At 53.1% G+C, this 15167-nt stretch carries 11 protein-coding genes; 3 read left to right on the top strand and 8 right to left on the bottom strand.

Annotation, left to right across the window (positions count from 1 at the left end; all coding sequences use genetic code 11):
- The first annotated feature begins 95 nt into the window (after nt 1-95).
- Nucleotides 96-1901: a glycoside hydrolase family 15 protein gene (locus ACS0RQ_RS08615; RefSeq protein ID WP_271850752.1), complete on the top strand. Its 1806-nt coding sequence runs from the start codon at nt 96-98 to the stop codon at nt 1899-1901.
- A 97-nt stretch (nt 1902-1998) separates the two neighbouring features.
- Here the strand turns inward: ACS0RQ_RS08615 and mglC are convergent, their stop codons facing one another.
- The 7 genes from mglC to ACS0RQ_RS08580 form a co-directional block, all read right to left on the bottom strand.
- Nucleotides 1999-3009, bottom strand: coding sequence for a galactose/methyl galactoside ABC transporter permease MglC (gene mglC, locus ACS0RQ_RS08610; RefSeq protein ID WP_039079977.1), 1011 nt, complete (start codon nt 3007-3009; stop codon nt 1999-2001).
- 15 nt (nt 3010-3024) lie between these two features.
- Nucleotides 3025-4545 (bottom strand): galactose/methyl galactoside ABC transporter ATP-binding protein MglA, encoded by a 1521-nt coding sequence (gene mglA / locus ACS0RQ_RS08605; RefSeq protein WP_271850753.1) that lies wholly within the window; start codon nt 4543-4545, stop codon nt 3025-3027.
- Nucleotides 4546-4629: 84 nt separating this feature from the next.
- On the bottom strand, nt 4630-5628 hold the full coding sequence (mglB, locus tag ACS0RQ_RS08600) for a galactose/glucose ABC transporter substrate-binding protein MglB (RefSeq protein WP_039079975.1): 999 nt from the start codon (nt 5626-5628) through the stop codon (nt 4630-4632).
- 292 nt (nt 5629-5920) lie between these two features.
- A complete protein-coding gene (gene galS, locus ACS0RQ_RS08595) occupies nt 5921-6946 on the bottom strand; it encodes an HTH-type transcriptional regulator GalS (protein ID WP_039079974.1) in 1026 nt (341 codons plus the stop codon).
- 154 nt (nt 6947-7100) lie between these two features.
- Nucleotides 7101-8261, bottom strand: a complete 1161-nt coding sequence (gene yeiB, locus ACS0RQ_RS08590; protein ID WP_271850754.1) for a DUF418 domain-containing protein YeiB — start codon at nt 8259-8261, stop codon at nt 7101-7103.
- A gap of 21 nt (nt 8262-8282) precedes the next feature.
- Complete coding sequence (gene folE, locus ACS0RQ_RS08585; protein ID WP_039079972.1) at nt 8283-8948, bottom strand: GTP cyclohydrolase I FolE; 666 nt, start codon at nt 8946-8948, stop codon at nt 8283-8285.
- Between the two features lie 124 nt (nt 8949-9072).
- On the bottom strand, nt 9073-10200 hold the full coding sequence (locus ACS0RQ_RS08580) for a YbfB/YjiJ family MFS transporter (protein ID WP_334632431.1): 1128 nt from the start codon (nt 10198-10200) through the stop codon (nt 9073-9075).
- Between the two features lie 149 nt (nt 10201-10349).
- Here ACS0RQ_RS08580 and fghA point away from each other — a divergent pair, with 149 nt between their 5' ends.
- Together fghA and ACS0RQ_RS08570 are read left to right on the top strand one after the other, a co-directional pair.
- A complete protein-coding gene (fghA, locus tag ACS0RQ_RS08575) occupies nt 10350-11186 on the top strand; it encodes an S-formylglutathione hydrolase (protein ID WP_271850756.1) in 837 nt (278 codons plus the stop codon).
- 248 nt (nt 11187-11434) lie between these two features.
- Nucleotides 11435-13420: a ligand-gated channel protein gene (locus ACS0RQ_RS08570; protein ID WP_334632432.1), complete on the top strand. Its 1986-nt coding sequence runs from the start codon at nt 11435-11437 to the stop codon at nt 13418-13420.
- A gap of 71 nt (nt 13421-13491) precedes the next feature.
- On the opposite strand, the gene ACS0RQ_RS08565 is transcribed toward ACS0RQ_RS08570, so the two are convergent.
- Nucleotides 13492-14961: an amino acid permease gene (locus ACS0RQ_RS08565; protein ID WP_039079969.1), complete on the bottom strand. Its 1470-nt coding sequence runs from the start codon at nt 14959-14961 to the stop codon at nt 13492-13494.
- Between the last annotated feature and the right edge of the window lie 206 nt (nt 14962-15167).

The following is a 15167-nucleotide window of genomic DNA, read 5'->3' as shown; positions in this document are numbered from 1 at the left end:
TCATTTTCCTGCGCTATCGCCAATCCTTGTTACGCTTGATCTACGCACTTATTTATGGCGGCAGATGGCCGCCATACTTATGACCAGGAGAAAAGATGAAGAACGAATCGTACTCTCATCCACCGCGTCATGATGGCTATGCGGGACTGGGCGATTACGCCGCCATTGGCGATGGCCGCTCGGTGGCGTTAATCGCCCCCGACGGCGCAATTGACTGGTGGTGCGCCCCCAATATGGACTCCCCACCGCTCTTTGATCGCATTCTTGACGCCAGCAGCGGTGGTTATTTTCAGATTGAGCCCATCAGCGATTATCGCGTTGATCGCCGCTACCGGGAAAACAGCAATGTGCTGGAAACCTTTTATGAGACAGCATCCGGTTGTGTGATGTTGACTGAATCCCTCAATAGCAATTACGCCGGACGCCTGCCCTGGTGTGAACTGGCAAGACGCGTCGAAGGCATTAAAGGCGAAGTCGAACTGAGAGTGATCTTTGTGCCGGGAACGGCGGCCTGTACCCGCTCTCCCTGGATTCAGAACACCAATAAAGGCCAGGTTATCCATATTGGCGATTTAATGGCGATGCTGCGGACCTCGGACGATGTCACCGTCACCCATTTCGATGACCACGCGATAGAGGGAACCGTTGTCGCCCGCGAAGGTGTGCGGTCACTGGTGGCGTTGCTGGTCAGCCATAAAGAGCCGCTCGCCGTACCCTCTCTTGAAAAAATTGACGGTCATATTGATATCTCCGACCACGTCTGGCAGTTATGGTGCGAAAGCCTGACCTATAAAGGCATGTTCCCTGAGCACGTGACGCGTTCGGCGCTGGCGCTAAAGTTCCTGCTCTATTCCCCGACCGGCGCCCTGGCGGCGGCACCGACCACATCGTTGCCGGAAGGCATCGGCGGCGAGAAAAACTATGACTACCGCTACGCCTGGACACGAGATGCCTGCATGATCATCCGCGCTTTTACCGTTATCGGCGCGCTGGAAGAGTGCAAGGCGGCCTTCTCGTGGCTTACCAACACCATCCTGCGTCATGACGGCAAAGTCCGCGTCTGTTATACCCTTGATGGCGGCATCGTTCCGGCGGAAAGCTACCCGCCATTAAGCGGCTATAAGAACTCACGCCCGGTGCGTATAGGCAATAACGCACGTGACCAGCAACAGCTCAGTATGTATGGCGATCTGCTGGCTACCGCCCTGCTGTTTGTCCGCGCCGGACACGTGCTGGATCTCACCACCGCCCGGCTGCTCGCCTCGCTGGCGAATACCTGCGCCGATATCTGGAAGCAGGCGGACTCCGGCATCTGGGAACTGCACGACCTGCAACACTATACCCACTCTAAAATCACCTGCTGGATAACGCTGGATATTGCCGCCCATCTGGCGCGCGAGGGGCACCTGGAGGCAACCTGGGTGGCCCGCTGGGATCGTGAAAAAGCGCGTATCGAGGCGTGGGTCGAGACGCATTGCTGGTCGGAGAAAAAGCAGGCGTATACCTTTTATGCCGGCAGCGAGCGGCTCGACGCCTCGCTCTGTCTTGCCTGGCATTATGGTAAGCACTGTAATCCGCAGCGCATGCGTTCAACCCTCAACGCCATTATGGACGAACTGGGGCATGGCGAACCCATGCTCTATCGCTACAGCGGTGTCGAGCAGGAGGAGAGCACTTTTGTCGCCTGTTCGTTCTGGATGGTGGAGGCGCTCGCGGAGATGGGGGATAAAACCCGCGCCCGGCACTGTATGGACACCATCCTTAAGACGCTCTGCGATAAGGGCAATGTGGAGACGTTTAATGAGATGTTCGATGTGCGTAGCGGCGAATGGCGCGGCAACGTGCCGCAGGGGTTGAGTCATCTGGCGCTGATTTGCGCCGCCGATGCGCTATCAAGGTAAGGCAATCCCGGATTCGGCATTAAAACACCTTATCCGGATTTGCTGCAAAAAGTAGTCAGAGCCCGGATACGGCAACGCCGCATCCGGGTTCTGATTGTTATTTCTTACGCGCGTATTTCAGGGAGTCCAGCGCCACCGCGAAGATGATGATGCCGCCCTTAATGATGTACTGCCAGTACGGGTTGATACCGATATAGGTCAGACCGTAGTTGATAACGGTGAAGATGATTACACCGGTCACCACGCCCAGAACAGTACCTACCCCGCCGCTAAAGGAGACGCCGCCTACCACGCACGCTGCGATAGCATCAAGTTCGTACATAAAGCCGAGGTTGTTGGTTGCCGAACCGATACGACCAGCTTCCAGCATCCCACCGAACGCATAGAACACACCGGACAGGGCATAGATCATCAGCAGGTTCAACGCAACGTTAACACCAGACACTTTCGCCGCTTCCGGGTTACCACCGATAGCGAAAATGTTTTTGCCAAAGCGAGTTTTGTTCCACAACACCCAAACGAAGGCGACGGCAATAAGCGCATAGAAAGTGATGTAAGACAGGCGGAAAGAGCCTAACGCGATAAAGCCTTGCGTGAAGGTAGAGAAGCCGCTGTCAAAGCCGGAAATCGGCGATGCACCCACGAAGTCGTAGTACAGGGAGTTGATACCGTACACGATGATCATCGTACCCAACGTGGTGATAAAAGGCGTCACGTTGAGGTAAGCGATGATAATACCGTTCACCAGGCCGATGACCGCACCGATCACACAGACAATGCCGATGACCGCGATGATTGGCATCGTGTGCATTTCCGGGAACACTTTGTTGACGTTTTCCATCGACTGCAACAAGGTCGCTGCCACTACCGCCGCCAGGCCCACCTGGCGCCCTGCGGACAGGTCAGTACCCTGTGTCACAATCAGCCCGGCTACGCCCAGTGCGATGATAATACGCACGGAGGATTGGGTCAGAATGTTACTTAAGTTCAGCAGACTTAAGAACGTAGGATCCTGGAAAATAATAATCGCCAGTAACACTAAAAGAACAACGTAAATACCGCCGTCTTTCAGATAAGTGAGAAAAGTTTTTTTATTTAACGCACTCATGAGGAGCCCCTGATCTTAAAGGTGCAAAGACGCAAGACGGAGTATTTCGTTTTGCGTTGTCGTTTTAGTGTCAACAATTCCAGCAACGAGACCATTGCTCATCACCAGAATACGGTCAGTGATACCCAACAATTCAGGCATTTCAGAGGAAATAATAATAATCCCCTTATTTTTCTTCGCCAGCTCCGCAATCAGCTGATAAATCTCGAACTTCGCCCCAACGTCAATACCGCGCGTTGGTTCGTCAAGCATTAAGATTTCCGGTTGGGTTAACAACCAGCGACCAATAATCACTTTCTGTTGGTTACCACCAGAAAGCGATCCAATTTGGGTACGGTGGCCGGGTGTTTTCACGCGCATGGAGTCAATAACCCATTGGGTATCGCTTTTCATACGGGAATTATCCAGCAGACCGACTTTATTTTTATAGTTCTGAATATTGGAAATAAGCGAGTTAAATCCGATATCCAGGTAAGCGTAAATCCCGGTAGAGCGACGCTCTTCGGTAACCAGTGCGAAACCATTATTGATGGCTTCATTCGCATTGTGGTTATTAATATTTTTGCCGTGTAGCTTAATTGTACCCGTGGCTTTTTCACGAATACCAAATAATGTTTCTACGATATCGGTACGCTTCGCCCCAACCAGACCAGCGATACCAAGAATTTCACCTTTACGCAGATCAAAGGAGATATCGCGGATTGATGGCTGACGCAATGATGTCAGATTACGCACTTCGAGAATCGTCTCGCCCGGCGTGTTCTGGCGATCCGGGAAACGTTGGTTGAGCGAACGCCCTACCATCATCGCAATGATCTTGTCCATATCCAGCCCTTCGAGCGGCTGGGTCGCAATCCACTGACCATCACGCAGGATCGTAATTTCATCACACAGCTGGAAGATTTCTTCCATCTTATGGGAAATATAGACAATACCGCAGCCGCGATCTTTCAGCTTACGGATAATTTTGAAAAGATGATTAACTTCTTTTTCGGTCAGCGAAGAAGTTGGTTCGTCCATGATGACAATTTTGGCATCGTATGAGAACGCTTTTGCAATTTCGATCATCTGCATTTGCGAAACAGATAATGTACCGACGCGCGCGCGCGGATCAATATCAATATCCAGCTCATCAAAGATGTCTTTTGTATCACGGTACATTTTGTCCTGATCGACAAACACGCCTTTGGTTGGGTAGCGACCTAACCACATGTTGTCCATTACAGAACGTTGCAACACCAGGTTAAGTTCCTGGTGAACCATTGAGATACCATTTTCCAGCGCTTCTTTTGCAGAATGGAAATCGATTTCTTTTCCCTGAAAAAGAATACTACCGGAGTCTTTCTGATATATCCCAAAAAGGCATTTTAATAATGTCGATTTACCGGCGCCATTTTCACCCATTAATGCATGGATTGAGTGCGGACGCACTTTTAAATTCACATTATCGAGAGCCTTTACCCCTGGAAAAGACTTGTTGATATTGCTCATTTCCAACAAGAATTCACCGGACGACTGAGTATTATTGCTGACCATAATTGTACCTTGTTGGCCTGGCATATCGTATTATAAGGGCGCAACTATTATTGTTGCGCCCGGTGAGAACATGCTTAAAACGAATTATTTACCGATGAACTGAGACAGATTGCCCTGATCTACACCAACGTAAGGAATACGAACAATTTTGTTCTCAATTTTCCAGTTGGTGCCGTCAGCTGCGCCTTTACCGTCTGCCAGGTTTTTCGCCAGATCGAAGGTTGCTTTCGCCTGGTTGTTGGCATCGTTCAGCACGGTACCGGCCATGGCGCCAGATTTAACCAGGGCCAGAGCTTCTGGCAGCGCATCCACGCCGAATACCGGGATGGAGGATTTGTTGTGCGCTTTCAGCGCTTCAACCGCACCCATTGCCATCGCATCGTTGTTCGCGATCACGACTTCAATTTTGTTGGCGTTCGGGCCGGACAGCCATGCGTCCATTTTGTCTTTCGCCTGAGCGGTATCCCACATTGCGGTATCTAACTGCAGTTGCTCAGTTTTGATGCCTTTGTCATTCAGCTCTTTGATAACGTAAGTGGTACGAGCTTCAGCATCCGGGTGACCTGGTTCGCCTTTCAGCAGAACGTACTGGATTTGACCGTCTTTGTTCAGGTCCCAGTTTTTATTGTCAGCCCAGTGTTTGGCAATCAGGTCGCCCTGAATAATGCCGGATTCTTTGGAGTCAGTACCCACATAATAAGCTTTGTCGTAGCTGTCCAGCGCTTTACGAGAAGGCTCTTTGTTGAAGAACACAACCGGAATGTTCTGGCCACGTGCTTTTTCGATAACGGTGCCTGCAGCAGCCGGGTCAACCAGGTTGATTGCCAGAGCTTTAACGCCTTTCGCCAGCAGAACGTCGATCTGATCGTTCTGTTTGGACTGGTCGTTCTGGGAGTCGTTCATCAGCAGCTGTACGCCAGAAGCTTCTTTGGCGTCTTTCTCGATGGCTTTACGGACAACTGACATGAAGTTGTCGTCATATTTATAGATGGTCACACCAATACGGGTATCAGCTGCATGTGCGGCTGCGCCAAAAAGCATGCTTGCCATAACAGCAGACAGAGTCAACACCTTCTTATTCATGGTATCTCCGGTTTTTTTATGCAGGGTAGTTCATGCGAATAATGATCGGCGGGGGCAGCAAGTTAATGAAACGTTACTGTTCGCCGAAGTTCACTCAAAAAATTCTTTCTTCCGTGTTCGGTAACGCTCCAATAATGCGCTTTCTTCGATGCTTCAGGCTGAATGACTCGGTGGAAATGAATAATCACCGTTACATTGTGTTTCAGCTTCTAAAACGCTGACATCATAGTCACCGTCTTGTTAAGATACTGTGAATTTACTCACAGATTGAAAACGGTTACATCAACAAACATCATAAGTTAGTGATCGTTGCCACAGATTGACGTGAGGCGACAGAATGACGGCGTACCAGCGTTGGCATAAAGCAGTGCGTCGCCTCAGGATCGAGCTTGCCCGCAGCCCCCATCAGCGCCAGTTCAGTGGCCAGACGGGCCATTGACGCAATCGGGTATCGCACCGTCGTCAATTGCGGATCGGTATAACGGGCAATTGGGATATCATCGAAACCAATGAGAGAAAGATGCGGTGGCACCGCAATGCCATTATCTTTCAGCGCCGTTAACGCCCCTGCGGCCATGCTGTCGTTATAGGCAAACACCGCTGTAAGCTGCTGGTTGCGGCTCAGGAGCTCCACCATAGCAGCCTCCCCGCCCTGCATATCCGGTGAACCCATACCCACCCAGGCATCCGGCGCGGCAATACCCTGCTCCGCAAGCGCTTTAACCCAGCCCTCACGGCGCATGTCGTTATCTTCAATCTGATGGCTGGAGGCGAGATAGCCTATGCGTTGATGTCCGTGATTAAGCAGCATACGGGTGGCCATCACCGCCCCACTGACGTTATCGAGTGAGACACAACGGTGGACATAACCCGGCACCACACGATTGATCACCACCATGCCAGGAATCTGTTCCATAAACCCGGCGAGTTCTTCATCGCTTAGTGCTTTTGAATGAACGATCAATGCGTTACATCGTTGACGTATCAGCACCTCAATAGCATGACGCTCTTTTTCCGCTTCGTGGTAACTGTTGCCGATGAGCACATATTTTTGGTGCTGCTGCGCCACGGTATCCACCGCTTTCACCAGCGCGCCAAAGAAGGCGTCGGAGACGTCCATCACCACCACGCCGATGGTGTCGCTGATCTGCGTGGCCAGTGCCTGTGCGTTGGCATTCGGGCGATAGCCCAGTTGCGCAACCGCCTTCATCACCGCTTCCCGCGTTTCCTGACTGACCAGCGCACTGTTATTCAGCACACGGGAAACCGTCGCGACGGAAACGCCCGCCTGACGGGCCACATCACGAATGGTGATCATATTGACCAACCTTTATGTTGATTACGGCAGCTCACAGATACCCCCTGTTTAGCAAGGAGGCTATTCTCTCAGTCGGCGAGCGGTTGCTGCGTGAGTGGCATCACATCAATGGAAACGGTTACATCCATTTTGTTAATGATTGTGATCCAGATCGTTATCTGGATGTGCGCGGCAATGATGTCCCCGCAGCACGCGCGGTTAATTGCCGCCACAACCACTCCATCGGCCCCTGACGGAACCGACGCAGCCAGAGAACAGAGAAGAGAATATTGATGGCCCAGACGGGTGGGACGAAAGCCAGCAGTTGCAAGCGATCAAACTTCATCACCAGGCCGAAACGATAAAACAGCGTGGTACAAATGAGCGTTTGCAACAGGTAATTGCTCAGTGCCATCCGCCCAACGCAGGCCACAGCATTAACCAGTCTCCAGCGGCACAGTTGTGGCCAGAAACCAAAAATAAGCGCGGTATAACCCAGCACCTGTATAGGTGCGCCCAACTCACGCGGCGCTTGCAGGATAAACGCGCACCAGCGATATGCCCAGTCAAGTTGCCATTGGGCAATAATAGCCGGCAGGTTTATCGCTACGCCAAGCGCTATCAAAAAGCATCCCGTACGGCGATAGTGCCCCAGGCTGAATTGTCCTTTCAGCCAGCCGCTACGCATCAGCGCTGCGCCAAGCAACATCAGCCCGGCCAACTCCCAACCATACTGCGCCCCCAGCGCCAGCAGACCGCTGGACAGCATATCAGCACGATTACTGATGGCCTCCATCACGCTGCCTGTGGTTTTCCACCAGACTTCATACTGGATATTGGCCGGTCCCGGTAGCCATGAACGGTTGGGCGCGCTACCGGAGATAACCCCCAGCAACAGCAACACCACAATGCCAATCAAATACAGTGCCAGCCCGGTGTTGAACAACGCTTTTACACTTTGCGCATCGCGAATCATGCGCCAACTGATAAGCCCAATCAGCCCATAAGCCAGCAAAATATCGCCATCCCAGAAAACCAGCGCGTGAATAAAACCCAGCAGTACCAGTAACGTTAAGCGTGACTGGATCCAGCGCTTGCCGCGTGGCAAGAGCATTTGCAGGCCCGCGCCAAAGAGAAGCGCAAACAGAGAGAGGAATTTCACCTGCGCAAACAGGTCGAGCCCCGCCCATGTCCAGGCATCGCTTAAGGTGATGCTGCCAGCCCAGGCGGGATTAAGATAGGCCGCCTTTGGCAGTCCAAAAGCGGTGATATTCAGAAGCAGGATACCGAGAATGGCAATGCCACGAACAAAATCCAGCGTGACATTTCTCTCCATGTATCCAGCTCTCCTGGCGAATTAGTTATGGTGACGTACTGCGCGCAGGAACTCCTGGCGAGTGTTCTGGCTGGACTTAAACAGGCCGCCCAGTGATGTCGTGGTGGTGGCGCTGGTTGCATCACGAATGCCACGTGCTTTCACACAGTAATGCACCGCGTCAATGGATACCGCCACATTATTGGTACCCAGCAGCGTTTGCAGCGCCGTCAGGATCTGCTGCGTCAAACGTTCCTGCACCTGCGGACGCTGGGCAAAGAACTGCACAATACGGTTAATTTTCGACAGACCAATCACCGACTCTTTGGGAATATAAGCGACGGTCGCTTTCCCATCGATAGTGACAAAGTGGTGTTCACAGGTGCTGGTCAGCGTAATATCACGCACTGTCACCATCTCATCCACTTTCATTTTATTTTCGATGACGGTAATTTTCGGGAAATTGGCATAATCCAGTCCCGAGAAAATTTCATCAACGTACATTTTGGCGATGCGATGTGGGGTTTCCATCAGGCTGTCATCATTCAGATCGAGATTAAGGAGCTGCATAATCTCGGTCATATGACCGGCTATCAGGCGTTTACGGGTTTCGTTATCCATGTCGACAGGTGGGCGCAATGGAGTTTCAAGGCCACGGGCAACCAGGGCTTCATGAACGAGAGCCGCTTCTTTACTGAGTGATGACATTTTTTATTCTCCTGCAGGTGTGGCGTCTTCGCCGTGCGACGGGCGAAGCGAGCAATCATTGTGCGTGAGGTCGCGCACAGAATCCAGTATTCACAGTGATAATTAATGAAATTGCTCGTACCTTTCACGCCGTGCGTTTCCAGACCAAAATCCCGCCGAGCAGCAACGCCAGCCCGGCCAGTCCGAGTGCGGGTTCCAGCCGCTGCGTAAGCCAGGTGGAAAGCGCAGACGTCATCGGCCCAATCAATTGCCCGACGGCATAGCCGGTGGTGAGCAAACCCGCCATATACCGGGTATGATTCGGCGCCAGTTCGCGACCATACAGCAGCGACAACTGCACCGCACACAGAAAACCCCCGCCGACCAACAGCGCGCCCATGACCAGACCACTCATCCCCGGCAATACGCAAGAGGCCACCACACCCAACCCCTGTAGCCAAAGCACAATCGCCAGCCGCTGATGGCTGTGGCCCACATGACGCAGGGCAATACTCAGCCCAATCCCGACAACGGCGGCAGCACCAAACACCGGCCAGACAAACTGCGCAAAGAGGCTACCGGGAAAGCGCAGCGCTGCCATTTGCGAAAGAAAAGTCGCGGGTAAGATGTAGCCAAACCCCGCCAGGCTATAGCTCCAGACCAGTCGTTTCAGATCGGTCGTCAAATGCAGCGGTTCTGGCTGAACGCCGGAGCGATGTAACTGGCCCGGACGCGGCAAATAGCGGGCGATCAATACCACCAGCACCAGAGCCAGTACGCCATAGACCTGCCAGGCTGCCGTTGAGGAGAGCGCGCGCGACTGAATAACCACCGCCAGCAGGCCGCTCAGGGCGATGCCCGCCCCCGGCCCGGCAAACACGGCGGCACTCAAACCCGGACGGGCGTAATGCGCCAGGCGCTCGTTCGTCCAGGCCGCGGTAAGCACCATCGCCCAGCCGCTCATCGCACCAATCACCAGACGCAGCGCGCCGTGTGCAATGGCGTTATCCGCCAGCGCCGAAAGAAAGGTCAGCGCAACAGCACCCGCAACGCCAAGATACAGACGCATCTCGATATGTTTACTGGCACGCATCGCATCCCACGCTCCCAGTAAATAACCGAGGTAATTCATCGCAGCGACCAGTCCGGCGCTGGTTAACGTCAGTTGTCCATCGCGAATCATCAGCGGCACCTGGGGCGTGAAGGCAAAGCGCCCTATTCCCATTGCCACCACCAGTACGATAAAGCCACAGAGCGCAATGCGTAGCGCCATGAAAACCTCTGACGTTAAAAAAAAGTAAAATTTATGATGCATTATGATGCAGCGAGGTGAAAGTGAAAGTTACTCACAGGCGCATGAATTATCTGTATTATGAGTGATCGTCACGCTTTAACTGTTAACAAATAATCAAGGAGCCTTGCATGGAATTGCTTGAAGAGCACCGCTGTTTTGAGGGGCGCCAACAACGCTGGCGGCACGACTCCACCGTGCTGAATTGCACCATGACATTCAGCATTTTTTTACCGCCTGCGAAGACAACAACACCCCCTCCGGTGCTGTACTGGCTGTCGGGCCTGACCTGTACCGATGAAAATTTCACCACCAAAGCCGGCGCGCAACGCGTTGCGGCTGAGCTGGGGATTGTTCTGGTAATGCCGGATACCAGTCCGCGCGGTGATGACGTTGCCGACGCCGATGGCTATGATCTGGGCAAAGGCGCGGGCTTTTATCTCAACGCCACCGAACAACCGTGGGCGGCGCATTACCGCATGTATGACTATCTGCGCGATGAACTGCCCGCGTTGATTCAATCACAATTTACCGTCAGCGAACGTTGCGCCATCAGCGGTCATTCGATGGGCGGCCACGGCGCACTGATCATGGCGCTGAAAAACCCGGGGCGCTTTACCAGCGTTTCTGCGTTTGCGCCAATTGTAAACCCGGCACAGGTCCCCTGGGGACAGAAAGCCTTTAGCGCTTATCTGGGCAACGACACCTCAACCTGGCAGGCCTGGGATAGCTGCGCGCTGATGCTGGCCAGTCAAAATAAAGATGCGATCCCGACGCTTATCGATCAGGGCGATGCCGATCAATTCCTCGCAGCACAGCTACAGCCCGCCCGTCTGGCTGAGGCCGCCCGCCAGACCGGCTGGCCGCTCACGCTTCGCGTTCAGCCTGGCTATGATCACAGCTATTACTTTATGGCCTCGTTTATTGAAGACCACCTGCGTTTCCACGCGCAATATCTGCTGAAATAATCACCGGAGGGCGGTGCCCTCCTCTTTACGATTCCTTACACTTGCCACTATCCCGCTGAAAAAACTAGATTTCCCCTCACTAAAAACAATTAATGCAAATGATTTCAATTATCAGTTATATTTACATAAATTCACTTTTTATCCACAATCCTTCCGCTTCTCCATCACCAGAGTTCTTAAAAGACAAATACTTATAGTCTTCATGGTATTGCCCGATGGAGCTTTATTCATTTAAACGGAATGACAAAATGACTTTACCTCGCGCTAAATTGCTGGCAGTTGCCGTCTGCGCTGCCACCTTCCCCCCGGCACTCCTTGCGGCTGGAGAAGACACCGTTGTCGTCTCCGCAACCGGATTTGAACAGAAAATCCAGAACGCCCCGGCCTCTATTTCGGTTATTTCTAAACAACAACTTGAAGATAAAGCGTACCGGGATGTCACCGACGCGTTGAAAGATGTTCCGGGTGTGGTGGTGACCGGCGGTGGCAGCAGCAGTGATATCAGCATTCGCGGCATGGCTTCGCAATACACCCTCTTTTTGGTCGATGGCAAACGAATCAGCACACGCGGTACGCGTCCCAACAGTGATAGCGCCGGTATCGAACAGGGCTGGCTGCCGCCACTGGAATCCATTGAGCGTATTGAAGTCATCCGCGGCCCGATGTCATCGCTGTACGGTTCGGACGCAATGGGCGGTGTGATTAACGTCATCACCAAAAAAGTGTCCAATACCAAAGGCTGGACGGGCTCCGTGCATGGCGATGCCACTTTCCAGGAAAACAGTGATTCCGGCGATCTCTTCCAGACCAACGCTTCCGCTTCCGGCCCGCTGATTGACGGGCTACTGGGCGCGAAAGTGAGCGGGCTATTATCCCGTCGCGCGGAAGATAAAATCCTCAACGGCTATAACGAGCAGCGCCTGCGCAACGGTGGCGTGACGTTCAATTTCACCCCGGATGATAAAAACGATTTCGACCTGGATATTGCCCGCGAATTGCAGGATCGCAACAGTACGCCTGGTATGTCTTCGGCGGCAGAGACCTGTCGTGGCAACGTTTGTACGCCCAACAGCAAAAGTGACAGCCGCTACGAGCACACCACTTACTCGTTAACCCACAGCGGTTATTACAGCGACTTCAACACATCCAGCTACATTCAACAGGAAGAGACCAATAACCCGGGTCGCCAGATGAAGTCGTATAACACCATCGTCAACAACCAGAACCAGATCTTCCTTGGTAGCCATACCATGACGGTCGGCGGGCAGTATCGCTATGAGAAACTGCGCGATAACGGCAATCAACTGGAAGCAGCGGACGGGCTGAATAAACTCACCCGCTGGAGCTGGGCGTTATTTGCAGAAGATGAATGGGCGGTGCTCGACAGCGTGACACTGACTGGCGGCCTGCGCATGGACAAAGATGAAAACTACGGCACCAACTGGACACCGCGCGGCTACGGCGTGTGGCATCTGACCGACCAGTGGACGATCAAAGGCGGCGTATCGGCAGGTTATCGCGCCCCGGATCTGCGTCAGTCTTCCGCAAGCTGGGGACAGGCGACAGGCGGTGGCCGCATGAATGGCATGATTGTCGGCAACCCCGACCTGAAACCGGAAAAAAGCCTGAGCGAAGAAATCGCCCTGCTGTGGGATAACAATGACACCCTCAACGCGGGCATTACGCTGTTCAACACCGACTTCAAGGATAAAATCACCGAAGTACGTCGGTGCAACAGCAGCGCCGATCCGGCCTGTACGATCGGCAGCGTCAGTTACGATTTTGTTAGCGATCGCGTTAACGTTGAGAAAGCCAACATGCGCGGCGTCGAGTCCACCTTCGGCTGGAACATCACGCGCGACCTTAACCTGACGGCCAACTACACCTTCACCGAGTCAGAACAGAAAAGCGGTCAGTTCTCCGGCAAGCCGCTTAACAAAATGCCGAAACACATGATCAACACCACGCTCGACTGGCAGGCCACGCAGGATGTGGGTCTATGGGGTCGCCTGAACTTCCGTGGCAAAACCTCGGAATACTTAAGCCGCACCTCAATGTCGCAGGGTACGCCATCTTACAGTCAGGTGGATGTGGGTCTGCGTTACAACGCGAATAAGAATTTGCTGGTCTCCGCCGGGGTTTACAACCTGCTGGATAAGCAGATTGATTACGACACCTATGACACGGTCCTTGATGGCCGCCGCTATACCGTTGGCTTAACCTATAACTTCTGATAACGCTTAACAAAAAACGCCCCGGTAATTTGCCGGGGCGTTTTTATTGGTCATCGCAGAACAACTGACGGTTACTTCTTAAAGCGCTCCGGAAACACCATATCTTTGTAGCTTACAAAGTGGGTGCCTTTCGACAGCTTGTAACCAAACCAGATGATCAGGAACAGTGGAATACCAATATAGGTTGCCGCTACGGCGCCCCAGTCAATGGTATCCGCCAGGAAAGCCTGATAGTTCTGGCCCAGGGTGATGATCAGGCACAGCACAAAAGCGAAGATCGGCCCCAGCGGGAAGAAACCTGAACGGTACGGCAGGTTGTTCAGATCGTGCCCCTGCATGACATAACCACGACGGAAGCGGTAATGGCTGATAGCAATACCCAACCAGGCGATAAAACCGGTCATACCGGAGGTGTTCAGCAGCCACAGGTAAACGGTCTGGTTGCCAAACATCGACGTCAGGAAGCACAGACCCGCAATCACGGTGGTGGCATACAGGGCGTTGCGCGGCACGCCGCCTTTCGACAGTTTAGCGAAAATGCGCGGCGCTTTGCCATCGCAGGCCAGGGTATAGAGCATACGGGTAGACGCGTACATACCGGAGTTACCCGCCGACAGTACCGCCGTGAGGATAACGGCATTCATTACCGCTGCCGCAGACAACAAACCCGCATGTTCAAATACCAGGGTGAACGGGCTGACGCTGATGTCTTTCACATCGTTACGCAGCAGGCTCGGATCGGTATAAGGAATGATCAGGCTGATGACCAGGATAGCGAACACATAGAACAGCAGAATACGCCAGAACACCTGACGCACCGCGCGCGGAATATTTTTCTCCGGATCTTCGGACTCACCTGCCGCAATACCAATCAGTTCGGTACCCTGGAAGGAGAAGCCGACAATCATCGCCACGCCAATCATCGCCGATAGCCCACCCGCAAAGGGTGCGTCGCCTACCTGCCAGTTGCTCCAGCCAGCCGGCTGGTCGCCTTTGAAAATGCCGACGATCATCAGTACGCCAACGACGATGAAGATGATAACGGTGGTCACTTTGATAAGCGAAAACCAGTATTCCGCTTCGCCAAAGCCTTTAACGGAGATGTAGTTGAGCAGGAAGATCACGCACAGGAATACGGCGCTCCAGATCCAGCCGGGCGTATCCGGGAACCACCAGGTCATCACCAGTTGCGAGGCCACCAGGTCAACGGCGATGGTCACCGCCCAGTTGTACCAATAGTTCCAGCCCAGCGCGAAGCCAAAGCCCTCTTCAACGTATTGCTGACCGTAAGTCGCGAAGGAGCCAGACACCGGCATATACGCCGCCAGCTCGCCAAGGCTGGTCATCAGGAAATAGACCATCAGACCGATAAGAATATAGGAGAACAGCGCGCCGCCCGGGCCCGCCTGAGAAATCGTCGCCCCTGATGCGACAAACAACCCTGTACCGATTGATCCGCCAATGGCGATCATCGTCAGGTGACGCGCCTTGAGTTCACGGCGAAGCGTGGGCGCTTGTGTGGTTTTAGTTTCGGAAACCATAAGAAAATGCTATCCATCTAAAAAATGAGGCGCGATTGTAGCAAACGAAAGGGCATCCTTCCGGCACAATCAACGTCTTATTAGAGACCTTCATGATCGCCAGTGGATTATAAGTAAAGCAGTGGAATCGACATCTGGCGAGCGAGGGGGAAAAGCGGCTGAAAGCTCACGCAAAGCGGCGTAACTGCAACCTCCCCTCTCCTTTT

The organism is Phytobacter diazotrophicus, assembly GCF_052061655.1.
GTDB classification, from domain to species: domain Bacteria; phylum Pseudomonadota; class Gammaproteobacteria; order Enterobacterales; family Enterobacteriaceae; genus Phytobacter; species Phytobacter diazotrophicus.
Note: the sequence above shows the minus strand (reverse complement) of the source record. Positions and strands in the feature narration are given on the sequence as shown.

Bases quoted from the DNA above. Each gene is read 5' to 3' on its own strand.
- ACS0RQ_RS08615 (WP_271850752.1), top strand. From the start codon at position 96: ATGAAGAACGAATCGTACTCTCATCCACCGCGTCATGATGGCTATGCG.
- mglC (WP_039079977.1), bottom strand. From the start codon at position 3,009: ATGAGTGCGTTAAATAAAAAAACTTTTCTCACTTATCTGAAAGACGGC.
- mglA (WP_271850753.1), bottom strand. From the start codon at position 4,545: ATGGTCAGCAATAATACTCAGTCGTCCGGTGAATTCTTGTTGGAAATG.
- mglB (WP_039079975.1), bottom strand. From the start codon at position 5,628: ATGAATAAGAAGGTGTTGACTCTGTCTGCTGTTATGGCAAGCATGCTT.
- galS (WP_039079974.1), bottom strand. From the start codon at position 6,946: ATGATCACCATTCGTGATGTGGCCCGTCAGGCGGGCGTTTCCGTCGCG.
- yeiB (WP_271850754.1), bottom strand. From the start codon at position 8,261: ATGGAGAGAAATGTCACGCTGGATTTTGTTCGTGGCATTGCCATTCTC.
- folE (WP_039079972.1), bottom strand. From the start codon at position 8,948: ATGTCATCACTCAGTAAAGAAGCGGCTCTCGTTCATGAAGCCCTGGTT.
- ACS0RQ_RS08580 (WP_334632431.1), bottom strand. From the start codon at position 10,200: ATGGCGCTACGCATTGCGCTCTGTGGCTTTATCGTACTGGTGGTGGCA.
- fghA (WP_271850756.1), top strand. From the start codon at position 10,350: ATGGAATTGCTTGAAGAGCACCGCTGTTTTGAGGGGCGCCAACAACGC.
- ACS0RQ_RS08570 (WP_334632432.1), top strand. From the start codon at position 11,435: ATGACTTTACCTCGCGCTAAATTGCTGGCAGTTGCCGTCTGCGCTGCC.
- ACS0RQ_RS08565 (WP_039079969.1), bottom strand. From the start codon at position 14,961: ATGGTTTCCGAAACTAAAACCACACAAGCGCCCACGCTTCGCCGTGAA.